The 23810-nt window shown below is 65.6% G+C and carries 21 protein-coding genes and 1 other RNA gene; 14 read left to right on the top strand and 8 right to left on the bottom strand.

Annotated elements, in window-relative coordinates:
* Positions 1-165 precede the first annotated feature (165 nt).
* From XpruCFBP8353_RS01445 to XpruCFBP8353_RS01425, 5 genes are all read left to right on the top strand, one after another.
* On the top strand, positions 166-2775 hold the full coding sequence (locus XpruCFBP8353_RS01445; protein WP_101361608.1) for a bifunctional aspartate kinase/diaminopimelate decarboxylase: 2610 nt from the start codon (positions 166-168) through the stop codon (positions 2773-2775).
* Positions 2759-3217 (top strand): hypothetical protein, encoded by a 459-nt coding sequence (locus XpruCFBP8353_RS01440; RefSeq protein ID WP_101361607.1) that lies wholly within the window; start codon positions 2759-2761, stop codon positions 3215-3217. The genes XpruCFBP8353_RS01445 and XpruCFBP8353_RS01440 overlap by 17 nt, the downstream gene beginning before the upstream one ends.
* Complete coding sequence (gene murL, locus XpruCFBP8353_RS01435) at positions 3214-4569, top strand: UDP-N-acetyl-alpha-D-muramoyl-L-alanyl-L-glutamate epimerase (RefSeq protein ID WP_101361606.1); 1356 nt, start codon at positions 3214-3216, stop codon at positions 4567-4569. Before XpruCFBP8353_RS01440 ends, murL begins: the two co-directional genes overlap by 4 nt.
* Positions 4550-5965 carry a UDP-N-acetylmuramoyl-L-alanine--D-glutamate ligase gene (murD, locus tag XpruCFBP8353_RS01430; RefSeq protein WP_101361605.1) on the top strand — a complete coding sequence of 472 codons (1416 nt, stop codon included), beginning with the start codon at positions 4550-4552 and terminating at the stop codon, positions 5963-5965. The genes murL and murD overlap by 20 nt, the downstream gene beginning before the upstream one ends.
* A gap of 306 nt (positions 5966-6271) precedes the next feature.
* Positions 6272-7072, top strand: coding sequence for a dienelactone hydrolase family protein (locus XpruCFBP8353_RS01425; RefSeq protein ID WP_101361604.1), 801 nt, complete (start codon positions 6272-6274; stop codon positions 7070-7072).
* A 209-nt stretch (positions 7073-7281) separates the two neighbouring features.
* Here the strand turns inward: XpruCFBP8353_RS01425 and XpruCFBP8353_RS01420 are convergent, their stop codons facing one another.
* Positions 7282-8280, bottom strand: coding sequence for a polyprenyl synthetase family protein (locus XpruCFBP8353_RS01420; protein WP_101361603.1), 999 nt, complete (start codon positions 8278-8280; stop codon positions 7282-7284).
* A gap of 273 nt (positions 8281-8553) precedes the next feature.
* Here XpruCFBP8353_RS01420 and XpruCFBP8353_RS01415 point away from each other — a divergent pair, with 273 nt between their 5' ends.
* From XpruCFBP8353_RS01415 to XpruCFBP8353_RS01390, 7 genes are all read left to right on the top strand, one after another.
* Positions 8554-9102 carry a single-stranded DNA-binding protein gene (locus XpruCFBP8353_RS01415; protein ID WP_101361602.1) on the top strand — a complete coding sequence of 183 codons (549 nt, stop codon included), beginning with the start codon at positions 8554-8556 and terminating at the stop codon, positions 9100-9102.
* A gap of 263 nt (positions 9103-9365) precedes the next feature.
* A complete protein-coding gene (locus tag XpruCFBP8353_RS01410; RefSeq protein ID WP_101361601.1) occupies positions 9366-9581 on the top strand; it encodes a hypothetical protein in 216 nt (71 codons plus the stop codon).
* Positions 9523-9783 (top strand): GIY-YIG nuclease family protein, encoded by a 261-nt coding sequence (locus tag XpruCFBP8353_RS24595; protein ID WP_407071298.1) that lies wholly within the window; start codon positions 9523-9525, stop codon positions 9781-9783. Before XpruCFBP8353_RS01410 ends, XpruCFBP8353_RS24595 begins: the two co-directional genes overlap by 59 nt.
* 315 nt (positions 9784-10098) lie before the next feature.
* Positions 10099-11001: a hydroxypyruvate isomerase family protein gene (locus tag XpruCFBP8353_RS01405; protein ID WP_101361600.1), complete on the top strand. Its 903-nt coding sequence runs from the start codon at positions 10099-10101 to the stop codon at positions 10999-11001.
* A 30-nt stretch (positions 11002-11031) separates the two neighbouring features.
* Positions 11032-12717: a GMC oxidoreductase gene (locus XpruCFBP8353_RS01400; protein ID WP_101361599.1), complete on the top strand. Its 1686-nt coding sequence runs from the start codon at positions 11032-11034 to the stop codon at positions 12715-12717.
* Positions 12717-13292: a gluconate 2-dehydrogenase subunit 3 family protein gene (locus XpruCFBP8353_RS01395; protein WP_101361598.1), complete on the top strand. Its 576-nt coding sequence runs from the start codon at positions 12717-12719 to the stop codon at positions 13290-13292. Before XpruCFBP8353_RS01400 ends, XpruCFBP8353_RS01395 begins: the two co-directional genes overlap by 1 nt.
* 44 nt (positions 13293-13336) lie before the next feature.
* Positions 13337-14080: a 3-keto-disaccharide hydrolase gene (locus tag XpruCFBP8353_RS01390; protein ID WP_101361597.1), complete on the top strand. Its 744-nt coding sequence runs from the start codon at positions 13337-13339 to the stop codon at positions 14078-14080.
* A gap of 34 nt (positions 14081-14114) precedes the next feature.
* On the opposite strand, the gene XpruCFBP8353_RS01385 is transcribed toward XpruCFBP8353_RS01390, so the two are convergent.
* The 6 genes from XpruCFBP8353_RS01385 to XpruCFBP8353_RS01360 all read right to left on the bottom strand — a co-directional run bounded on the left by XpruCFBP8353_RS01385 (position 14115) and on the right by XpruCFBP8353_RS01360 (position 19155).
* Positions 14115-14190: non-coding RNA, sX9 sRNA (locus XpruCFBP8353_RS01385), on the bottom strand.
* A gap of 61 nt (positions 14191-14251) precedes the next feature.
* Positions 14252-14548, bottom strand: a complete 297-nt coding sequence (locus tag XpruCFBP8353_RS01380) for a c-type cytochrome (protein ID WP_243391025.1) — start codon at positions 14546-14548, stop codon at positions 14252-14254.
* A gap of 18 nt (positions 14549-14566) precedes the next feature.
* Entirely contained in the window at positions 14567-15433 is an 867-nt protein-coding gene (locus tag XpruCFBP8353_RS01375; protein WP_101361595.1) for a sugar phosphate isomerase/epimerase family protein, read from the bottom strand.
* Positions 15434-15452: 19 nt separating this feature from the next.
* Positions 15453-16577 carry a Gfo/Idh/MocA family protein gene (locus tag XpruCFBP8353_RS01370; RefSeq protein WP_101361594.1) on the bottom strand — a complete coding sequence of 375 codons (1125 nt, stop codon included), beginning with the start codon at positions 16575-16577 and terminating at the stop codon, positions 15453-15455.
* 12 nt (positions 16578-16589) lie between these two features.
* Positions 16590-17807 (bottom strand): nucleoside permease, encoded by a 1218-nt coding sequence (locus XpruCFBP8353_RS01365; protein WP_101361593.1) that lies wholly within the window; start codon positions 17805-17807, stop codon positions 16590-16592.
* A 295-nt stretch (positions 17808-18102) separates the two neighbouring features.
* Positions 18103-19155: a sugar phosphate isomerase/epimerase family protein gene (locus tag XpruCFBP8353_RS01360; protein WP_101361592.1), complete on the bottom strand. Its 1053-nt coding sequence runs from the start codon at positions 19153-19155 to the stop codon at positions 18103-18105.
* Between the two features lie 95 nt (positions 19156-19250).
* Here XpruCFBP8353_RS01360 and XpruCFBP8353_RS01355 point away from each other — a divergent pair, with 95 nt between their 5' ends.
* The gene (locus XpruCFBP8353_RS01355) at positions 19251-20258 is read left to right on the top strand and encodes a LacI family DNA-binding transcriptional regulator (RefSeq protein ID WP_101361591.1); all 1008 of its coding nucleotides are present in this window, start codon (positions 19251-19253) and stop codon (positions 20256-20258) included.
* 483 nt (positions 20259-20741) lie between these two features.
* Here XpruCFBP8353_RS01355 and XpruCFBP8353_RS01350 read toward each other — a convergent pair whose 3' ends face one another.
* The gene (locus XpruCFBP8353_RS01350; protein WP_207759561.1) at positions 20742-22289 is read right to left on the bottom strand and encodes a sensor domain-containing diguanylate cyclase; all 1548 of its coding nucleotides are present in this window, start codon (positions 22287-22289) and stop codon (positions 20742-20744) included.
* A 222-nt stretch (positions 22290-22511) separates the two neighbouring features.
* Between XpruCFBP8353_RS01350 and XpruCFBP8353_RS01345 the strand changes: the two genes are divergently transcribed.
* Complete coding sequence (locus XpruCFBP8353_RS01345) at positions 22512-23519, top strand: zinc-dependent alcohol dehydrogenase family protein (protein WP_101361589.1); 1008 nt, start codon at positions 22512-22514, stop codon at positions 23517-23519.
* Positions 23520-23810: the final 291 nt, after the last annotated feature.

Below are 23810 nucleotides of genomic sequence, written 5' to 3'. Positions count from 1 at the left end.
GAAAGAAGGGGCGCCGATGGTTGCAGTGCAAACCGATGCGGCAGTGGACGTGGCGACCCGCGCGCTGTGATCGCACGCGGGGTCATGCGAGCGGCATTGGCAGTAGAATCGGAAGTTCCGCTCGGCGTACCGGGCATCTTTCCCCCATCCTAAACACCTATCTCAATGTCAGCTCCCCACTCTACCGATCGTTGGATCGTCCTCAAGTTCGGCGGCACCTCGGTGTCGCGTCGTCATCGCTGGGACACGATTGGAAAACTGGCGAGCAAACGGGCGAGCGAAACCGGCGGTCGCGTGCTGGTGGTGGTGTCCGCATTGTCGGGCGTGACCAACGAGCTCACCGCCATTGCCGATGGCGCTGCCGACAGCGCACAGCGCGTGGCAGCACTGGAACAACGCCATCGAGAGTTTTTGGCCGAGCTCGAGCTGGACGCCGATGCGGTGCTGGGCGAGCGGCTGGCCGCACTGCACGCATTGCTTGGCGACGTGCGCGCTGCAGCGCGCACGCTGGATTGGCAGGCCGAGGTGTTGGGGCAGGGTGAGTTGCTGTCGTCCACCATCGGTGCGGCGTATCTGCATGCCAGCGGCCTGGACATGGGCTGGCTGGATGCGCGCCAGTGGTTGTCGGCGTTGCCGCCGCAGCCCAATCAGAGCGAATGGTCCAGGCGCTTGTCGGTGTCGTGCCAGTGGCAGTCCGACGCTGATTGGCGCGCGCGTTTCGCTGCGCAGCCCACGCGCTTGTTGATCACCCAGGGCTTCATTTCGCGGCACGCCGACGGCGGCACCGCGATTCTGGGCCGCGGCGGTTCGGACACTTCGGCGGCGTACTTCGGCGCGTTGCTCGGCGCCAGCCGAGTGGAAATCTGGACCGACGTGCCCGGCATGTTCAGCGCCAACCCGAAAGAAGTGCCGGACGCGCGCCTGCTGACCCGGCTGGACTATTACGAAGCGCAGGAAATCGCCACCACCGGCGCCAAGGTGCTGCATCCGCGGTCGATCAAGCCGTGCCGCGATTCCGGCGTGCCGATGGCGATCCTGGATACCGAGCGCCCCGACCTGCCTGGCACCAGCATCGACGGCAATGCCGAGCCGGTGTTGGGCGTCAAGGCGATCAGCCGCCGCAACGGCATCGTGCTGGTGTCCATGGAAGGCATCGGCATGTGGCAGCAGGTCGGCTTCCTGGCAGACGTGTTCACTCTGTTCAAGAAGCATGGGCTGTCGGTGGATTTGATCGGTTCGGCCGAGACCAACGTCACCGTGTCGTTGGATCCTTCGGAAAATCTGGTCAACACCGATGTGCTGGCGGCGTTGTCGGCGGATCTGTCGCAGATCTGCAAGGTCAAGATCATTGTCCCGTGCGCGGCCATCACCCTGGTCGGGCGCGGCATGCGCTCGCTGCTGCACAAGCTCTCCGACGTGTGGGCCACGTTCGGGCAGGAACGCGTGCACATGATTTCGCAGTCGTCCAACGACTTGAACCTGACCTTCGTCATCGACGAATCCGATGCAGACGGCTTGCTGCCGATCCTGCATGCGGAACTGATCGACAGCGGTGCGATGCCAGTCAGCGAAGGCGATGTATTCGGCCCGCGCTGGCGCGAGATCATCGGCTCGGTGCGTCCGCGGCCCACGCCGTGGTGGCATGCCGAGCGCGCGCATCTATTGTGGCTGTCCAAGGCCGGTACGCCGCGCTACGCGTACCACCTGCCCACCGTGCGTGCGCGTGCGCATGCGCTGGCGCAGATTGCCGCTGTGGATCAGCGTTATTACGCGATCAAGGCCAACGCGCATCCTGCGATCCTGATGGCGATGGAACAGGCCGGTTTCGGGCTGGAATGCGTCTCGCATGGTGAATTGCGCCGCGTGTTCGATACCTTGCCGGAGCTGTCGCCGCGGCGCGTGCTGTTCACCCCGAGTTTCGCGCCGAAGGCCGAGTACGAAGCCGGATTCGCGCTGGGCGTGACCGTCACCGTGGACAACGTCGAAGCGTTGCGGCGCTGGCCGGAGGTATTCCGCGGCCGCAACGTGTGGCTGCGCATCGACCTGGGGCACGGAGACGGCCATCACGAGAAGGTCAACACCGGCGGCAAGGCTTCCAAGTTCGGGCTGTCGTCTACGCGCGTGGATGAGTTCGTTGAAGTGGCGCGCACGTTGGAGGTCACCATCACCGGCGTGCATGCGCACCTGGGCAGTGGCGTGGAGACTGGCGAGCACTGGCGGATGATGTACGACGAACTGGCTGGCTTCGCGCGCCGTATCGGCACGGTGGAGACCATCGATATCGGTGGCGGCCTGCCGATTCCGTACAGCGCCGAAGACGAGCCGTTCGATCTGGATGTGTGGGCCAAGGGCCTGGCCGAGGTCAAGGCCGTGCATCCGGGCTACCGCCTGGCGATCGAGCCGGGTCGCTACCTGGTGGCCGAAGCCGGCGTGCTGCTGGCCAGCGTCACCCAGGTGATCGAAAAGGATGGCGTACAGCGTGTGGGCCTGGATGCGGGCATGAACACGTTGATTCGCCCAGCGTTGTACGACGCCTGGCACGATATCGAAAATCTCAGCCAGCTCGACGCGCCGGCCGATGGCACGTTCGATATCGTTGGGCCGATCTGTGAATCGTCGGATGTGTTCGGCAAGCGCCGCAGCCTGCCTGTGGCCACCGCGCCGGGCGATGTGGTGCTGGTGGCCGACGCCGGCGCGTACGGCTATTCGATGGCCAGCACCTACAACCAACGCGAGCTGCCGCGCGAAGAGGTGATCGATGCGCCCGCTGGCTGAGTTCGTTTTACTCAGCACGCTGGCCGGTGGCGTGGCGATGGTGTTCTCCACCGCCATCGACATCGCCGGGCAACCGATGCCGTGGACCGACAGCCTGAAGTGGGTGCTGCCCGCGTTGCTTGCTGCCGGCATCGGCGCATGGAGCGCAGCGTTCTGGCAGCGTCGGCGCGCCGGACGCGCACCAGCGCAGCGTGCTGGTGGCATGGCCTTGTGCACGGTGGTGTTGAGTGCGCTTGGCTATTTGCCGGCCTTGCTGCTGTATCTGCTGGTCGCGTTGGCAGTCACCGGCGATGCGAAGGTGATTCGCTCGGACGTGATGCTGCTGTTGTTCGTGATCGGTTGCCTGCCACTGCTGTGGGCGGCGGTGCCGTTTTCCATGATTGAATATGTCCTGTGCCGGCGTTATCTGCGTCGCGTACGTGTTCCTGCAGGTAGTCCATGAGCGCTTTCGACAAACACCAGATTTCCACCTTCCGTTTCGTGCGTTGCGCACTCGACGCGCAGACCGGCGTGGCGACGCTGGTGTATGCCTTCGATCAAGGGCCGGAACTGGTCGAGACCGTTGCGGTGCCGGGTGCACCGTTTGCGCTGGGCGGCGCGAATGCCACCGCCGTGCAGCAGGCGTTGCAGCTGCTGCATCTGATTGCAGGCGTGAGTTATTTCAAGGCAGCGGTGCCGCCGAACATCGGCATCGATAGTTACAGCATCGATGCCGAGACTGCCGCGTTGGTGGAAAGCGTGTACCTGCACGGCCTGGGCGAATTTGCGTACCGCAATGGCTTGAATCTGCACGGCAAGATCCGCTTTCCGGTAGCTGGGCAGGCCTCTGTCTCTGCGCCGGCATTGGGGCTGCGCGAGCATGCGCTGGTGGCAATCGGTGGTGGCAAGGATTCCTTGGTCAGCATCGAGGCCCTGCGCCAGGCCGGCGTGGAGCAGACCGTCAGCTGGATCGGTGGCTCGCAACTGATCCGTGCCTGCGCCGAGCGCACCGGTCTGCCGGTGCTCAATATCGGCCGCGTGCTGGCGCCGGAATTGTTCGAGCTCAATCGCCAGGGCGCCTGGAACGGCCATATCCCGGTCACCGCGGTGAACTCGGCCATTCTGGTGCTGGCAGCGCTGCTTAACGGCGTGGGCCAGGTGGTGTTCTCCAACGAACGTTCGGCCAGTTATGGCAGCCAGATTCCCGGCACCGGCGAGGTCAATCACCAGTGGTCCAAGGGCTGGGCGTTCGAGCAAGCGTTCGGCGATCACGTGCAACGGCATGTAGCGGCGGATCTGCGTTATTACTCGTTGCTGCGGCCGCTGTCCGAATTGGCCGTGGCACGGCAATTCGCCAAGACCGATCACTACGACGCGCATTTTTCCAGCTGCAATCGCAACTTCCACATCATGGGCGAGCGCCCGGTGCATCGCTGGTGCGGCGTGTGCCCAAAGTGTCATTTCGTGTTTCTGGCGCTGGCACCCTTCATGCCCAAGACACGGCTGGTCAACATCTTCGGGCGCAATCTGCTCGACGATGCGACGCAGGCAGGCGGCTACGATGCGCTGCTGGAATTCCAGGATCACAAGCCGTTCGAATGCGTGGGCGAAGGCCGCGAATCGCGCGCGGCAATGGCAGTGCTGGCCAACCGCGCCGAATGGAAGGAAGACGCATTGGTGAAGCGCTTCATCCGCGATATCCAGCCGCAGCTCGACCCGGAGGACCTGCAGGTCGAGCCGCTCATGGCCATCGATGGCGAGCACCGGATTCCGTCGACGCTGTGGGAGCGCGTGCGTGCGAATTTCGCAGCTTGAAGGCAAGGCGGTTGCGTTGTGGGGCTGGGGACGTGAAGGACGCGCGGCGTATCGCGCACTGCGCGCGCAGCTGCCCACCCAATCGCTGACGGTGTTCTGCAACGCTGAAGAGGCGCGCGAATTCGAATCGCTTGCAGACGCAGCCTTGCACGTGGAACCCGATGCCAGCGCGCAGGCGTTGGGGCGGTTTGAGATCGTGGTGAAGTCGCCCGGCATCAGCCCGTATCGCGCCGAGGCACTGGCCGCCGCCGCGCAGGGTACGCAATTCATTGGCGGCACCGCGCTGTGGTTTGCCGAACACGCGCAGCCGGATGGCAGCGTGCCCGGTGTCATCTGCATCACCGGCACCAAGGGCAAGAGCACCACCACGGCACTGCTGGCGCATGTGCTGCGTGCGGCCGGGCATCGCACCGCATTGGTCGGCAATATCGGCCAGCCCTTGCTGGAAGTGCTGGCACCGCAGCCGCCACCGGCGTATTGGGCAATCGAGTTGTCCAGCTATCAAACCGGTGATGTCGGACGCAGCGGCGCGCGCCCCGAGCTGGCGCTGGTGCTGAATCTATTTCCCGAGCATCTGGACTGGCATGGCGATGAGGCGCGCTATGTGCGCGACAAGCTGTCGCTGGTGACCGAAGGCCGGCCGCGGATCGCCTTGCTCAACGCTGCGGACCCGTTTCTTGGCAGTTTGCAGCTGCCCGACAGCCAGGTGCTGTGGTTCAACCATCCCGAGGGCTGGCACTTGCGTGGCGATGTGGTCTATCGCGGTGAACAAGCCATTTTCGATACCGCCGAGGTGCCGCTGCCGGGCGAGCACAACCGTCGCAATCTTTGCGCGGTGCTCGCGGCAGTGGAAGCGCTTGGCCTGGATGCGGCAGCGCTGGCGCCGGCGGCCTTGAGCTTTCGTCCGTTGCCGAACCGGCTGCAGTTGCTCGGCAGCGTGGACGGCATCCATTACGTCAACGACTCCATCAGCACCACGCCGCATGCCTCGCTGGCCGCGCTGGCATGCTTTGCGCAACGCCGCGTCGCCTTGCTGGTCGGTGGACACGATCGCGGGCTGGATTGGCAGGACTTTGCCCAGCACATGGCGCAGCAGGCGCCGCTGGAAATCGTCACCATGGGCGCCAATGGCCCGCGCATCCATGCGCTACTGGCGCCGCTGGCCGAGGCGGGGCGCTTCGGCTTGCATGCCGCCACCGATCTGGAGCACGCCATGCAGCTGGCGCGCGATGCGCTGGGCGAGCAGGGTGGTGTGGTGCTGCTCTCGCCGGGGGCACCCAGTTTCGGCGCCTACAGCGACTACGTTGCACGCGGCCGGCACTTTGCGCAGCTGGCAGGGTTCGATCCGGCAGCGATCAGCGCGATCCCCGGTTTGGGCGTGCACTCAGGCAACTGACAAACCGACTTCGCTCACCGCCAGAAGTGCGGCGTCGGTGCTCGGAGTCGGCAAGTACGACTCGCTGTAGTTGCTCTGCGCTGCCCGCGTTCACCTAAACACGGCGAGCGAGGTCGTGTTGGCTGCTTCAACTCCAACGCCGCTGCGTCGATACGCTCGATGTGAACCCGGCACGCTCAGCGGCCGGAGATATGCCCGGTATGCGTCGACCAGCCAACTGCGGCGCAGTTGCCGGAAGTGGCGATGATGACCTCTCCTGCACGGCAGCAGCGCCTACACTCGCCCTACCATCCTGGGAGCAAGCACATGGACAAGCAACGGACATGGCGTGGCGTTGGATTGATCGGTGTCCTGGCCTCGCTGGCCTTCCCCGCAGTTGCGGCGATGCAGGCCAAGCCGCTGGAATGGACGATCGGCAAGGACACCTACAGCGGCGTGCTGGTGTACGACGATGCCGGCGATGCCAAGCGCCCGGGCCTGGTGATGGTGCCCAACTGGCGCGGCGTCAACGACTCGGCGGTGACCAAGGCCAAGCAGCTGGCCGGCGACGATTACGTGGTGCTGGTGGCCGATGTGTATGGCAAGGGCAAGCGTCCAGCCAACGACAGCGAGGCCGGGCAGTTCGCCGGCGCCTTGAAGAAGGACCCGCCGGAGCTGCGCGCACGCGCGCTGAAAGCGGTGGATGTGCTCAAGGCGCAGGCCGGCAAGGCGCCGCTGGACGCAGCGCGCATCGGTGCGGTGGGCTTCTGCTTCGGCGGTACCACGGTGCTGGAGCTGGTGCGCTCAGGCGCGCAGCTGGCCGGTGTGGTCAGTCTGCATGGCGGCATCGCGACTCCCAGCCCGGCCGCTGCCGGCGCGGCCAAAACGCCGCTGCTGGTGCTCAACGGCGCCGACGACAAGAGCGTGAGCAAGGCGGACATCGCCGCCTTCGAAACCGAAATGAATGCTGCAGGCGCCGACTGGCAGTTCGTCAATTTCAGCGGCGCGGTGCATTGCTTTGCCGAAGCCGATGCCAACAGTCCACCCGGTTGCCTGTACAACCCGCGCGCGGCCAAGCGGGCGTACCGCATGCTGGGCGACTTTTTCGATGAGCGATTTGGTCAATAACCGGTATTGGTGATTCGGGATTCGGGACTGGCAAGAGCGCGGTCCCGTCCTTCAACCAATCAACCCACTGAGTCCGTCCTCAGCGATGTGCACGGACCAGTCGCGTTCGGCGATCGAATGCCAGGATGCGTAAAAGCATGAGCGAATCTGCTTTTGCGAATCCCCAATTCCAACTGCCCAATCCCGTCCGCAGCGCCCGGCGCTCCGGATCAGTGCGTGCGTTCGACCGCGTAGCGTGCCAGGCCACGCAGCGCCGCCACCGCAGGGCTGTGCGGCAGGGTGTCCAGGGCCTGTTCGGCGGCGGCGGCATATTCGGCCGCGCGCTGGCGGCTGTAGTCCAACCCGCCGGTGGCGTGGATGGCGGCCAATACTTCCGGCATCGCCGCCGCATCGCCTTGTTCGACGATCTGTCGCAGGCGCTCGCGGGTGGTCGCATCCGAATGTGCCATCGCGTGGATCAACGGCAGCGTGGCCTTGCCTTCGGCCAGATCGTCGCCCAGGTTCTTGCCCAGGTCCGCGGCTTCGGCTGCGTAATCGAGCACATCGTCGGCGATCTGGAACGCGAAGCCCAACTGCATGCCGTAGTCGTAAAGCCGTTGTTGCACATCGGCATCCGCGCCCGAGGCCAATGCACCCAGACGGGTGCCGGCGGCGAACAGCACGGCGGTCTTGCGCTCGATCACCCGCAGGTAGGCTGCTTCGTCGGTGTCGGGGTTATGCACGTGCAGTAGCTGCAATACCTCGCCTTCGGCGATGCGGTTGGTGGTGTCTGCCAGGATCTGCATGACTTCCATGCGATCCAGCTCAACCATCAACTGGAAGCTGCGCGAGTACAGAAAGTCGCCGACCAGCACGCTGGGCGCATTGCCCCATAGCGCGTTGGCGGTGCTGCGCCCGCGGCGCAGATCCGATTCGTCCACCACGTCGTCGTGCAACAGCGTGGAGGTGTGGATGAACTCGATGATCGCCGCCAGCTGGTGATGCTCCGGGCCGGAGCCGCCAGCGGCATGGCCGGCCAGCATCACCAGCATCGGACGCAGGCGTTTGCCACCGGCGGAGATGATGTGATCGGCGATCTGGTTGATCAGCACGACGTCCGAGGCCAGGCGGCGGCGGATCAGCGCGTCGACCGCAGCCATGTCGGGCGCGGCGAGGGACTGGATCTGGGGCAGGCCCAGGACGGTGGGGAGGTCTTCGGCGATGGTCATGCGCAGCAGTTCGTGATGTGCATCGATTATAGGTGCCCGGGCCGGATCCGTCCCGCCAGGCGCAACCGGTGTCTTCACATTTGCCGCCCCGCGCAGTCGGGTCGAACCAGGGAAGGCCTGTCCGTGCTGGATTTCCGACCCTTGGCAGGGCGCTTGCCCGGCCCCCGCGCGCGGCAACCTGCCAGGACCGCCGAGGGGCAGGTGCGGTAACATTGCCGCACAAACATTCATCGCTGCGTGCCCCGGCGCCAGCGCATCATTTCGGAAGCACCTATGGCCCGCGGCATCAACAAAGTCATCCTCGTCGGCAACCTCGGCAACGATCCCGACACCAAGTACACCCAGGCCGGCATGGCGATCACCCGCGTCAGCCTGGCCACCACCAGCATGCGCAAGGACCGCGAAGGCAATAACCAGGAGCGCACCGAGTGGCATCGTGTGGTGTTCTTCGGAAAGCTGGGCGAAATCGCCGGCGAGTACCTGCGCAAGGGCTCGCAGGTGTATGTCGAAGGCGAACTGCGCTACGACAAGTACACCGGTCAGGACGGCGTGGAAAAGTACAGCACCGATATCGTGGCCAACGAGATGCAGATGCTCGGCGGCCGTGGTGAAGGCGGCGGTGGCGGCGGCATGGGCGGCGATCGCCCACAGCGCGCACAGGCCCCGCGTCAGCAAGGCGGCGGTGGCGGGCAGGGTGGTGGTGGATACGGCGGCGGTGGCGCTGGCGGTGGTCAGGACTATGCGCCGCGTCGTCAGCAGCCGGCCCAGCAGCAGTCGGCACCGCCGATGGACGACTTTGCCGACGACGATATTCCGTTCTAGAGGATACCTTTTTAGATATGTAAACAGAGGCTTTTGGCGTGTTTGCCAAGGGCCTTTTTTATCTGCGTTGCTGGGCGTGGATGCCCTTATTGCGGTCAGCGTGAAGAAATCGGATCGGTGGAAGAGAGATGTCGGTGCGCGCTTGAGTGCCGCAGGGAGTGAAGATGCATTCCGCTCGCGATCCAGGTCGGCACCGCAATGTTTTAGGCCGGCGCACTTTCGGTGACGCACGGTGGTGACGACCTTTCCGGTACCAATGGCTAATGCGCATGTGGTTTCTGGACTACGCCTCGGCGCTGATCGGTTGCTGGTCCGTGTTGCCAAGCGACGAGCGCGAGCACCTGCGCGCACAGGAATTCGATCACTTGGGTGGGCCGGAAGACTACGGCACGTCCGATTGGCCGGGGTGGGAGAAGTGCATTGGCAAGTCCGACCACCACCGCCGACGCTCAAAGACGTTGCCGGGTAGGTTTACCTGATTCAGTCGACTACCGGCACTGCAAGATCGGGTCGTCCCGCTTCGTGCCGAATCGCTCAAGACAGTTGCAGTGCGCGAACCCGGAGCCGCTCAGGCTGCGGCATCAATTTGCTTCTGCGCATGCGTGGCAGGACCAACTGTCGCTCCATGCCAGGTTCGCCGAAAAGCGAGTCAGGAACGCGAGGCTAGATCCTCTGAGATAGGCTGGATGACCGCAGGAGAAACCGGGCGCTAGCGCGATGGCAGGCGTCAACACGTTGCCTGCTTGCGTGCGGAGCTGCTGACAAAAGATCCCGATCGACATGGCCGGGATGGGCTGGGATTGTCTCGCTGTCCACCTTCTGCGACGCCCGACATTCCATCACCGTCCTGCAGCGACAGGCGCGACAGGTTTTGCCCTGCAGCAGGAATTTCGTGCACTGCGGCTTGCAAAAAAGCGATTCCCTACTTTATGGTGCAATCGATTGAATTGCGGCAAATGCCTAGCATTTGATACCGGTTGGGAGGCCGGAAAACGGATGTCTATCCAATCGAGCGGGCCGTCGCCGGCCGTGGGGTTCACGCGGCGAGATGCGCTGCGCGTTGCCGCTGCCGGGAGCGTTGGCCTCGGCGTCGTGGGCATGTTGCCTGCGTCTGCCGTTGCTGCTGCCGCGCCGCGCAAGGGCAACCTGAAGCATTCCGTGGCTCGCTGGACGTTTCCGCAGCAGTCGATCGCCCAGCTTTGCCAGACGGTGAAGGGCCTCGGGTTCGCCGCCATCGATCTGGTCGGCCCTGCGGATTGGCCCACGCTGAAGGCCAACGGCGTCTACAGCGCGATGTGCAACGGCGCGGAGATGGGGCTGGACAAGGGCTTCGCCGGCACTCAGTTCCACGACCAGCTGGTCGAGCGCTACACGCGGCACATCGACCTGGTCGCCGATGCCGGCTATCGCAACCTCATCTGTTTTTCCGGCAACCGCAACGGGATGGATCCCCAGCAAGGCATGGTCCACGCCGAAGCCGGACTCAAGCGCATCCTCGGCCATGCCGAGAAGCGCGGCGTGGTGTTGGTGATGGAACTGCTGAACTCCAAGGTCGATCACCCCGACTACCTGTGCGACCACTCGGCATGGGGCGTGGAACTGTGCCGACGGATCGGCTCGGACCATTTCGGCCTGCTGTACGACATCTACCACATGCAGATCATGGAGGGCGACATCATCGCCACCATCGGCAAGCATCACGCGTGCTTCAAGCATTACCACACTGCGGGCGTGCCTGGCCGGCACGAGATCGGAGACGATCAGGAACTGCACTATCCCGCCATCTGTCGCGCGATCCGCGATACCGGTTTCGATGGCTATCTGGCGCAGGAATTCATTCCTTCCGCGCCCGATCCCGTTGGCTCGCTGCGCGAGGCGATTCGCCTCTGCGACGTCTGAAACGCTATCCACCGAGGTGAAGTAGAACCCATGGCAGACAATCACTACGACGCCATCGTCGTTGGCTCGGGAATCAGTGGCGGTTGGGCGGCGAAGGAGCTGACCGAGAAAGGCCTCAAGGTCCTGATGCTGGAACGCGGGCGCAACATCGAGCACGTCAAGGACTATGTCAACGCGATGAAGGAGGGGTGGGATTTCCCGCACCACAACCAGCCGACCCAGGCGATGAAGGCCGACTATCCGGTGTTGAAGCGCGACTACGGCCTGGTCGAGAACCTGCAGGGCATGTGGGCCAACGAAAAAGAATCGCCCTACACCGAGATCAAGCGATTCGACTGGTTCCGCGGCTATCACGTGGGCGGCCGCTCGCTGATGTGGGGACGGCAGAGCTATCGCCTGTCGGACCTGGATTTCCAGGCCAACCTCAAGGACGGCATCGCCACCGATTGGCCGATCCGTTACGCCGACATCGCGCCCTGGTACGACTACGTGGAGAGGTTCGCCGGCATCGCCGGCACGCGCGAGGGCCTGGACGTGTTGCCCGACGGCGAGTTCCTGCCGCCGATCCCGTTGAACATCGTCGAGAAGGACGTGGCCGCGCGGATCAAGAAGGCCTTTGGTGGGACCAGACACTTGATCCACTCGCGCACCGCGAATATCACCCAGCCCATGGTCGAGCAGGGCCGCGTCAACTGCCAGTATCGCAACAAGTGCATCCTGGGCTGTCCTTTCGGCGCCTACTTCTCGACCCAGTCGGCGACGCTGCCGGCGGCGATGAAGACGGGCAACCTGACCTTGCGGCCCTTCTCGATCGTCAAGGAAGTGCTCTACGACAAGGACCGCAAGCGTGCGCGCGGCGTGGAGATCATCGATGCCGAGAGCGGACAGACCTATCAGTACACGGCCAAGGTCATTTTCCTCAATGCGTCTTCGTTCAACTCGAGCTGGCTGCTGATGAACTCGGCCACCGATGTCTGGGAAGGCGGGCTGGGGTCTTCGTCCGGCGAGCTGGGGCACAACGTGATGGACCATCATTTCGGCGCCGGCGCCTCCGGCCGGGTCGAGGGCTTTGAGGACAAGTACTACTTCGGCCGTCGTCCCTGCGGCTTCTACATTCCGCGGTTCCGTAACGTCGCTGCGGACAGGCGCGGCTACCTGCGCGGGTTCGGCTACCAGGGCGGCGCCAGCCGCACCGGCTGGTCGCGCGAGATCGCCGAACTGAACATCGGCGCCGACCTGAAGGACGCGCTGACCCTGCCGGGCGACTGGCGCATCGGCATGACCGGATTCGGTGAAATGCTGCCTCACCACGACAATACGATTCGCCTGGATCCGCAGCGCAAGGACAAATGGGGGTTGCCGGTGCTGGCGATGGATGTCGCGTTGCGCGCGAACGAAAAGGCCATGCGCAAGGACATGGCCGCCGATGCCGCCGAGATGTTCGAGGCGGCCGGGGTCAAGGACGTGCAGATGCACGACGACGACTACGCGCCGGGCAAGGGCATTCACGAGATGGGCACCGCCCGCATGGGGCGCGACCGCAAGAATTCTGTACTGAACCAGCACAACCAGGTCTGGGACGCGCCAAACGTCTACGTGACCGACGGCGCGTGCATGACCTCCAGCGCCTGCGTCAATCCCTCGCTGACCTACATGGCGCTGACGGCGCGGGCAGCGGACCATGCGGTGCGCGAACTGAAAGCGGGGAACCTGTGATGGAACGCCGCGAACTGCTGAAGATGATCGTCGCCGCCACGGGCGCGGCCATGGTCGGCCTGCCCGCGCTCGTGCAGGGGCAGACGCCGGCCGCGGGGACGAAACCGATCTTCTCCGCTGCCGAGGTCGGCTTGCTCGACGAGATCGCCGAAACCATCCTGCCGCGGACCAAGACCCCGGGAGCGAAGGACGCCGGTGTGGGCCAGTTCATGGCGCGATTGGTCACCGATTGCTACACCCCCCGCGAGCAGGCCACGTTCCGCGCCGGACTGGCCGACATCGACAAACGCGCCGGCGGCCGGTTCGTGTCGCTGACGCCGCAGGCGCGCACCGAGTTGTTGCGCGTGCTGGACGCGGAAGCCCGCAAGCATCTGGTCAGGGTGACCGAGACGGGCACGCCCAAAGCGCTGGCCGCGATGCCGCATGCCTTCACGATGATCAAGCAATTGACCATCTTCAGCTTCTTCACCTCGAAGGTTGGCGCGACCGAGGTGCTGCGATACGTCGCCGTGCCGGGTCGCTACGACGGCGACCTGGCCTATGTGCCGGGCACGCCGGCCTGGGGGACCAATTGATGGACCGGAACGCATCGTCCATGCGCCATTTCCCGGAGACTCACATGCCCCGATCCTTCCTGCTGGCAGCCTGCCTGCTGGCCGCGGTACCTGCGTTCGCACAGGCCGATGACGCGGGCGCGCGCGATCCGGCCAAGACGGAGGTGTGGGCGCCGGTGCCCGCGATCGTGGCCACGCCTGCGGGCCGCGCGCCCTCCGATGCGATCGTGCTGTTCGATGGCAAGGATCTCTCGGCGTGGGAGTCGGAGCAGGGCGGACGGGTGCCCTGGAGCGTCGCCGACGGCGCGTTGACCGTGGTCCCCGGCAGCAAGGGCATCCGAACCAAGCAGCGCTTCTGCGACATCCAGCTGCATGTCGAGTGGCGCACGCCGACTGCGACCCAGGGTTTCGACGGCCAGCAGCGTGGCAACAGCGGCATCTTCCTGCAGGAGCTGTATGAGCTGCAGGTGCTCGATAGCTACAACAACCCGACCTATGCCAACGGCCAGGCCGGCGCGATCTACAAGCAGGCCATTCCGCTGGTGAACGCTTCGCGTGCGCCGGGTCAATGGCAGGCCTACGACATCATCTGGAAGGCGCCGCGCTTCTCGCAGGGCGGCGGGCTCGCGTCGCCCGCGCGCATCACCGTCCTGCACAACGGCGTGCTGGTGCAGACCGACACCGTCGTGGCGGGCAAGACCGAGTACATCGGCGCGCCGTCGTACTCGCCGCATGCGTGCGCGCCGATCCTGCTGCAGGAGCACGAATCCAAAGTCAGCTACCGCAACATCTGGGTGCGCGCGCTGTAGCGCCGGCACGCAGTGGGCGCCGGTAGCCGAGAGCGGCTGACGAAACGTAGCGGGCAGTCGTCGGGTGGGCGTGGGCGGCGCGGAGGAACCGCAGTGTACGCGTGGTACATGCCGCACCGAGCACCGGCCGCGCCCGCCTGGCGGTGAGCGCAGTCGTTTTGTTCGTTGCTCTTATTGCGCCAGGAAGCTGGCGATAGCGTCGATCTCCTGCTGCGACAACTGCGCAAAGGGCGGCATCAAGCCGCCACCGTTGCGGATCTTCTCCTTGATCTGCGCCGGCGGCAGCCGCTTGCCCACGTCGGTGAGTGCGGGGAACGTGGGTGGGACGCCCGCGCGATTGGCGCCGTGGCAGGCCGTGCAGTGCGTTGCGTAGAGCTGCGCGCCGGCCGTCGGGTCGTCCTTGGACCACGCCGTGGTCGCAAGCGTCGCTCCCAGCAGCGCCGCGGCCATTGTCAGGATTGTTTTCAAGCGGGGCTCCTTTGCGTGCTAGCGCTGCGTGCCGGCGGGCAGGCTGACGGGCAGGTGTGCACGCAGGTAGTCGGCACCGGTCTGGATGACCCTGGCCGGATCGCGCGGCTGGTCGTGCTCGATGATGTACCAGCGCACGTCGGCCGCCGCTGCGGCAGGCAGGATCGCGTTCCAGTCCAGCACGCCGCCGCCCACGGCGGCGAAGCCGCCCTCGTCCTCGGCCTGGCCTTTCGGGGCATTGTCCTTGGCGTGTACCGCGAACATGCGGCCCTTGAACTTGCCCAGCATCACCGCCGGGTCGTCGCCTGCGCGCGCAACCCAGGCCAGGTCCAGCTCGGTCTCGAGATCGGGGCCGGCCGCCGCGAACAGCAGTTCCAGGCCGGTCTTGCCATCGAAGTCGACCAGTTCGAAGTCGTGGTTGTGGTAGGCCAGGCGCATGCCCTTGGCCCGCACCCGCTTCGAGAGTTGGCCCAGTTCCTTGCCCAATGCGGTCCAGCCCGCGGCATCGGTCGGCCGATCCTTCTGATCCAGGTAAGGCACTACCAGCGTGGTGTTGCCGATCGATCGGTTGAAGGCGACTGCGCCATCCAGGTCCTTGCGCAGATCCGCCAGTTGCACGTGCGACGAGATCGCCTTGATCGAATACTTGTCCAGCAGCCGCTTGAGCTCCACGGCGCTGACGTTCTGCGTGCCGACCGTTTCCACCGCGCCCACGCCCGCGTCGTGGACGATCTTCAGCTGTTGGTCGAGCGAGCCGGCGTTGCGCAGCGAGTACATCTGCACCGCGATGGGCTGTTGCGGGCCGGCGGCGTCGCGTGCGAAAGCGGGCAGGGCGACGAGGAGCAGCAGTACGAGGGTCGCGGTCCTGCGTATAGATGTATGCATCAAGAAGTCCTCCCGAGATTCAACCGATGGCCGTCCAGGCACGCGACCTGGCCGATGTGATGACGCGATCGACGATCAGCGCCGAGCGCACCCCGTCTTCGAAAGTGGGCAGGCCTTCCGGCCGCTCGCCTTCGATGGCGCGATAAGTGTCGGCGACGAACGCCTCGAAGCAATCGCCGTAGCCTTGCGCGTGCCCGGCCGGCAATACCGACAGCCGGCGTTGTTCGGCACTGCCGGCACCCGGCCCGCGCACGAAGACCTCCTCGCGCTGGTCGGGCCGGCCGATCCACAGCCGTTCTGCGTCCTCCTGGTCGAACGCCACGCTGGCCCTGGCGCCATCGATCTCGAACCAGAGGCGATTGCGGCGTCCCGCCGAGACCTGGCTGACCGTCAATGACGCCAGCATGCCCGCGCCGGTTCTGAACATCGCCGTGGCCACGTCCTCGCTCGCGACCACCTGCAGCGCGCCGCCCGCCGTCGGCGTGCTGAAGCTCTGCCCGGTGAGGGCGCCGCGCTCGGCGATCACGGTCGCGAACGCCGCGCTGACCTCGACGAAACGCTCGCCGCCGACCCATTCCACCAGGTCGCACCAGTGCGAGCCGATGTCGGCGAACACGCGCGAGGCGCCGCCCAGCGCCGGGTCCACGCGCCAGTTGTTGCTGGCGGGGTCCAGCAGCCAGTCCTGCAGGTAACTGCCGTGGATCAGGCGCAGCGGCCCCAGCTCGCCCTGCGCGATGCGTGCGCGCGCCTCGCGGACCACCGGGTGATAGCGGTAGACGAAGGGAACCGTGGCAACCAGCCCGGTCGAGGCGGCCAGTGCCGCCAACGCGCGGGCATCCTCCAGCGTCGTGGCCAGCGGCTTCTCGCAGATCACGTGCTTGCCGGCGTCCAGCGCCGCCTGCGCCATGGTGCGGTGCAGATGGTTGGGCGTGCAGACGTGCACGACCTGCACCTGCGGATCGGCGACCACCTCCTCGATGTCGCGATAGGCGCGCGGCACATTCCAGGACTGCGCCACGTCGCGTGCGCGTTGCGGGGAGGAGGCGGCGATGCCGCGGACCTGGGCACCGGCCAGCAGCGCCGCGCGACGATGCACGGCGCCGATCATGCCCGTGCCGACGATGGCGATTCCAAGCTTGCGCATCGGGTGGGGTTCTCAGCGTGTGGAGGGAATGGTCGCGACGACCGGCCGGTCGCGAAACAGCAACAGGAAGGCGACCAGCACGACCAGCGCCACGCCTGCCGGGAACAGCCAGATCTGCTGCCAGTCCGGGCCCGCCGCGGTGGTGTAGTGCTCCACCACCGCGCCGGACAGGAATGTGCCGATCAACATCCCCACGCCGTAGGTGGCCAGGGTGATGAAGCCCTGCGCGCTGCTGCGCGCGGCGGGGCCGGCATGCGCGTCGGTGTAGATCTGGCCGGTGACGAAGAAGAAGTCGTAGCAGATGCCATGCAGCACGATGCCGATCACCAGCAGGGAAAAACCGCTGCCCGCATCGCCAAAGGCGAACATCGCATAGCGCAGCACCCACGCCGCCATGCCCAGCGCCAGCATCGTCTTGACCCCCAGCCGCACGAACAGGAACGGCATGGCCAGCATCAGCAGCACTTCGGAGACCTGGCCCAGCGATTGCAGGCCGGCCGCGCCACGCACGCCCAGATCGTTGAGATACGGGTTGGTGAAGTTGTAGTAGAACGCCAGCGGGATGCAGATGGCGATGGACGCCAGGAAGAACACCAGATAGGAACGCGACTTCAGCAGCCGCAGCGCGTCCAGTCCCAGCATCTGTCCCAGCCCGGCGTCGCGCTGTTGCGCCAGCGGCGGCGTGTGCGGCAGGGTGAAGGCATACAGGCCCAGCGCCAGCGATGCCAGCGCCGCCATCCGGAACGTCAGTTCGAGCCGGTGCGCCTGTTCCCAGCCCAGCCAGCCGATCAGCACGCCCGCCACGATCCAGCCGACGCTGCCGGCCACCCGCACGGGCGGGAACTGTTTTTCAGGCGTTTGCATGTGCCGCATCGCCACGCTGTTGGCCAGTGCCAGCGTCGGCATGAACAGCAGCATGTACACCATGACGCAGGCGGAGAACATGCCAAAGCTCGTCGCCGTGGACGCCAGCCACATGAGCACTGCGCCGGCCAGGTGCAGCACCGCGAGGATGCGTTGCGCCGCGAAGTAGCGATCGGCGACCAGGCCGACCAGGAATGGCGCCACGATGGCGCCGATGGACTGGCTGAGGAAGGCCGTCGCCACCTGGCTCGCGCTGGCCTGCAGGGGGCCCTGCACCAGGTACGTGCCCAGGGTCACGAACCATGCGCCCCAGATGAAGAACTGCAGAAACATCATCGCGCCCAAGCGCGACATGGTGTGCTTCATGGCTTGCCCTCCCAGGCGGTATTGGCTTGGAGCGTGTTATGTACTTTGAGGTGAGTGCGAAGCGTCCGGTGGCGCGTCGAGACAAGGCGTGCGCTGTGGCCCAGGCTGGCCGCCTGGGCGAGGCGGGCAACGCGGTCTCGGCGCGCCACTGGGCGCTTCCCGGAGGGTTGGCCGTCAGCGGCACGGAGCGGGCGCCGCGCGGCTTGCCTTGGCGCCAAGCCAAGCCGGCGCCACGCAGCATCCGCTCCGCACCGCTGACGGCCAACGCATCTCATCTCAAAGTGCATCACACGCTCTATATCCCCAGCATGCGGCGCAGCGATTCCGGATCGGCGCCGCTGTCGGCAAAATCGTCGAAGGCACGTTCGGTCACGCGGATGATGTGGTCGCGGATGAACGCGGCACCCTCCCGTGCGCCGTCTTCCGGATGCTTCAGGCAGCACTCCCACTCCAGCACCGCCCAGCCCGGGAAATCGTATTGCGCGAACTTCGAGAAGATCGCCTTGAAGTCGATCTGGCCGTCGCCGAGCGAACGGAACCGCCCCGGACGATCGATCCAGTCCTGGTAGCCGCCGTAGACGCCGCTGTGCGCACTGGCACGATATTCGGCGTCCTTGACATGGAAGATGCCGATGCGCGCGTGATACCGGTCGATGAAGCCCAGGTAGTCCATCTGCTGCAGCAGCAGGTGGCTGGGGTCGTACAGGATCTTGGCGCGTGGATGCTGGTCCACGACATCGAGGAAGCGCTCGAAGGTCGCGCCGTCGTGCAGGTCCTCGCCCGGGTGGATCTCGAAGCACAGGTCCACGCCGCAGGCGTCGAAGGTATCCAGAATGGGGCGCCAGCGGCGGCCGAGTTCGGCGAAGGCTTCTTCCACCAGCCCCGGCGGGCGTTGCGGCCAGGGGTAGAAGTAGGGCCAGGCCAGCGCACCGGAGAACGTGGCATGCGCCGTCAGCCCCAGGCGCTGGCTGGCCTTGGCCGCCAACCGCAGTTGTTCGACCGCCCAGGCCTGGCGGGCGGCGGGATCGCCGCGCTTGTCCGACGGTGCGAATCCGTCGAACAGCTGGTCGTAGGCGGGGTGGACGGCGACCAGTTGCCCCTGCAGGTGGGTCGACAACTCGGTGACCTGCAGGCCGTGCCCGGCCAGCATGCCGGCGACGTCGTCGCAGTACGCCTGGCTCTGCGCAGCCTGGGCCAGATCGAACAGGTGGGGCGCGCTGGTCGGCACTTGTACGCCAGAATACCCCAGGCCTGCAGCCCAACCGGCCAGTGTGTCCAAGCGATTGAAGGGAGGTGTGTCGGCGATGAACTGTGCCAGGAACAGCGCCGGACCCTTGAGCGTCTTCAACGTGATTCGCCCTCATGCAATCGATTGAATCATCCTAGCATGGGCCACCCGCAAGACCCGTTGTGCGCTGCACAGCAGAAACAAGAACCGAGGTCATGGCAACAACCATCTACGACATCGCAAAGCACGTCGGCGTCACTGCCGGCACGGTGTCGCGGGCGCTTTCCCGGCCGGACAAGGTCTTGCCGGCCACGCGCGCGCGCATCGAGCAGGCCGCCGCCGCGCTGGGCTATGTCCCCAACACGGTGGCCAGGACGCTCAAGACCCAGCGCAGCGGCAAGCTCCTGGTCACCGTCCCGGACATCGCCAATCCCTTCTTCGCCCAGATCCTGCAGGGCGCGGAGGACGCGGCGCAAGCCGTCGGCTACGCCGTCCTGCTGGGCGATACCCAGCACCAGCCCGATCGCGAGGAGCGCTACGCGCAGATGCTCCGACGCAACGAGGCAGACGGCCTGATCGTGCTGGGGCACGGCCTTCCGCCGACGGCGCGTGAGATCGTCGAGCAGCTAGGCGCTGCCGCGCCGGTGGTCAACGGCTGCGAGTTCGACCCGGCGCTGGGCATCCCCAGCGTCCACATCGACAACGCGGCCGCCGCGCGCGCCATGATGGAACATCTTTACGGACTGGGGCACGAGCGGGTCGCCGTGGTGGGCGGCCCGCCCGACAATCCGCTGCACCAGCAACGCCTGGAAGGGGCACGGGCCTCCGCCAAGGCGCGCCGTCGCCTGCGCAGCCTGACCGTCGTGCCGGGCGATTTCTCCGTCGAATCCGGCCATGCGGCTGCGCTGGCGCTATTGGCCCGTACGCCCGCGCCGACCGCGATCTTCTGCTTCAGCGATCAAATGGCGTTGGGTGCCCTGGCCGCCTGCCGGGACCTGGGCATCCGCGTGCCGGATGAGCTGTCCGTTGTCGGCTTCGACGACCTGGCGTCGTCGAGTTACCTCACGCCGCCATTGACGACCATTCGGCAACCCATGCGGGAGATCGGTGTCCGCGCGGTCAACCTGCTGCTCGCCATCATCGAAAGGGTGGACGTGCCGCTTCAGCAGACGCTGGATTTCAGCTTGATGTTGCGTGGATCCACTGCTGCACCCAGGGGGTAGGTGACCGCCGGGGTGGCGGCAACCGGGACTGTTGGCGCAGTTCCCGAAAGGGACCGGGCTTCCATCAGCCGTGTTGACCGATTTCCTGGATTCGGTTGCGATCCCAGCCGTCGGTGATTCACGCAATCCTCGGGGTCAAGTCATTTGGATGTTCCAGGCCACGTACTCGGGCGTGCGTTGGATGTGCACAACCGTTCTGAGGATTGCTTCGTCGATGTGTCACCCAATGAAAGCCCGCATTGCGCGGGCTTTCCGCGTGATGGGTGCTACGCGCACATGTCCTCCGATCTCGTCAGAGCAGCGACACGAGCGTGGCGGGGGCCGTGCGTGGTCTGATGGCGCGCGCCGTGCTTGCAGCGCCCATAGCCGCCGTCCGCGCAAGGGACGCAGTGCGTGGGCTGTGTAGGCGTTGCCCAACTTCGCAACGTCCACGTCGCAACGGCGGCAGGATCTTTTCGCCAAGCCGCCGGACCACCTGAAGGCCTACGCCGAGGTCCGATTCCGTCCCTTCTGCTTGGCGCGATACAGCGCCGAATCGGCGTCGTGCAGGATGGCGTTGGGGCTCAGGGGCGCTTCGCCCGGTTCGAAGGTGGCTGCGCCGATACTGACGGTGACATGCGCGCTGGTGGGGCTGGACAGATGCATCAGGCCGAGCTCGGCAACTGCATTGCGCACTGCGTCGGCCAAGCGCAGCGCGCCGGCAGCATCGGTGTGCGGCAAGATCATGCCGAACTCTTCGCCGCCGTAGCGCGCGGCCACGTCTTCGCTGCGTCGCGAGCAGGCCGCAATCGCGCCGGCGATCACGCGCAGGCAGGCGTCGCCGTTCACGTGGCCATAGGTGTCGTTGTAGAGCTTGAAGTGGTCGACGTCGATCATCAGCACCGACAACGGCGCCTGCAGGCGAACCGCTTCCTGCAGCGCGTGCGAGAGCCAGTGGTCGAAGGCGCGCCGGTTGGCAATACCGGTCAATGGGTCCATCCAGGCTTCGCTACTCAGCTTGGCTTCGGTGCGATGCATGCGGCGCAGTTGCAGATCCAGCCAAATCCCTACGCCCAGCAGCAGCGCACAGCCCAGCGCGGCCACGACGATGCGCTGGCGCGCCGTTTCCCGCCAGTTCGCCAACGCATCGTCGACCGAGACGCCCGTCAGCACGGTGAGCGGATACGGCCGCGCCGGCGCGAAGCTGGAGATGCGCTCCACGCCGTCGATCGGCGAGCGATAGGTCGCGGTGCCGTGCTTGCGTGCGCGTAAGGTCACGTAGATCGACGTGCCCGCGATCGATGTGCCGATCACGCCCTGTTTGTCGGGCCTGCGCACGATCACGATGCCATCGTCGTTGGTCATGCCGATGGTGCCGTGCGGTCCGACTTCGAAGGTGCTGTAGTAGTTCTGGAAATACTTCAGCTGCAGGGTGACCAGCACGACGCCGGCGAACTCGCCACTGGGGGTATTGAGGCGGCGGCTCAACGTGATCACCCAGGAGCCGTCCGAGCGGCTTTGCACGGGCGGGCCGACCAGCGACATGGCATCGCGATGGTCGCGGTGGTATTTGAAATAGGCGCGATCGGCGTTGTTGTGTGTCCTGGGCGTGCTGTCCAGCGACGAGCTCACCCAGCTGCCGTCCGCTGCATAAATGAAGATGCCATGCAGCCGATCCGAGCGGCGCGCTTCGCACACCAGAAACTCATGCATTGCCGAACGCGCGGCGCTGGAGCCCTGATCGTGCTCAACCCGCGACACCAGCCCCGACAGCACCGCGTCGGCGATGGACAGGGTGTCGCTGGCATGCTGCGCCAGCGAGTTGGCCAGATTCAGCGATTGCGCCTGGGCGCTGCGCAGCGCGGTCGCCCGCTCTTCATGGATGGACCAGTATTCCGAACCGAGCAGCAACATCCACGACGCAGTCAGCACGAAATGCAGCGCGATGCGCTGTGCACGTTGCCGCCGCCGCTTGGTTGTTGACGTCACTGTGGTTACCTGTCTGGACACCATGGCGATGCAATCGCCGTGCCAGCCTACGCGTGCCCGCACACGCGGCTAAGTGCCTAAATCCGCGCAATGGCAGATCTGTGATTGACGCCTCACGCTGCATGCAACAGCCCGCTTGCGTGTGTTGCGGCACGCAAGCGGTTGCATGTGTGTTCGCTGCGCGCGGGCTGGAAAACATCGCCAAGGTGGTGGAGCTGGCTCGACTGCATTTGCGTAACGGCGCGCATGATATTTCCTGCGTTGAATCACGGTCAGGAATACCCCATGCAAGCCATTCGCCTTCGCCATCCCGCCGCAATTGCGTCGCTACAGTCGGTGACATTGCCCGATCCAGGGCAGCCTGCATGCGGTCAGATCCGCGTGCGTCTGCATGCCAGCTCGCTCAATTTTCATGATCTAGGCGTCGTGCTCGGCCGGATGCCGACCGAAGACGGGCGTATTCCGATGTCGGATGGCGCTGGCGTGGTGGAAGCGGTAGGGCCAGCGGTCGACGAATTCGCTGTGGGCGATCATGTGGTTTCCACCTTTTTCCCGCAGTGGCTGGATGGTGAGCCGTTGCATGCCGGTTTTGCCACCACGCCTGGCGACGGCGTCGACGGCTATGCACGCTCTGCGGTAGTTGCCGATGCGCGCGCATTCACCCACGCGCCCCGCGGTTACGGCCATGCCGAGGCGGCCACGCTAACCACCGCCGGCGTTACGGCGTGGCGCGCGCTAGTGGTCAATGGGGGACTCAAGGCTGGTGACAGCGTGCTGGTCCTGGGGACCGGTGGCGTGTCGATGTTTGCGCTGCAATTCGCCAAAGCGATGGGTGCGCGCGTGATCGCGACGTCCTCGTCCGACGAGAAGTTGGAAAAGGTGCGCGCGCTCGGCGCCGACCACCTCATCAATTATCGGCAGCATCCCGAATGGTCGGCGCAGGTGCTGGACATCACCGACGGGCGTGGCGTGGACCATGTGGTCGAGGTCGGCGGGCCGGGCACGCTGACGCAATCGATCCGTGCGGCGCGCGTGGGTGGCCATATCGCCTTGATCGGCGTGCTGACCGGCGCAGCGGGAGATGTGCCGACCGCCGAAATGATGGGGCGCCAGCAACGCCTGCAGGGATTGGTCGTTGGTAGCCGCAAGCATCAGCAGGACCTCGTGCGCGCGCTGGAGGGCTTACCGCTGCGGCCGGTCATCGACCGCAGCTACGCGCTGGAAGAGATCGGCGAGGCATTCGAGTTACAGAAATCCGGTGGTCACCTCGGCAAGATCGCGCTGGAGTTCTGACTCATCCTGCTGCGATGCGCGCCGGCGGTGCAGGGCACCGCCGGCGCATGTGTTCACTGTGTCAGTGGTTGCAAGCAGTGCTGCACGTAGAGCGATTGTTGGCGAGCGCGATCGACGCCCATCGCTCGCACCGTCGATCCCCAAGAGCAGCGGCAGAAATACCTGCTGCAGCGCGCAACGATCGATCGGCCGCAGAGCGCTTCCTAACCCGTCCGCTCCGACTCGTCGACGCCTGCATGCGTCTTGCGCGAGACAAGCGTCTCCATGGGCGAATGCGGTGGCCACAGCCAC

Origin of the sequence: Xanthomonas prunicola, assembly GCF_002846205.1 — a bacterium.
Taxonomy (GTDB): domain Bacteria; phylum Pseudomonadota; class Gammaproteobacteria; order Xanthomonadales; family Xanthomonadaceae; genus Xanthomonas; species Xanthomonas prunicola.
This window is presented reverse-complemented; position numbering and strand designations above follow the sequence as displayed.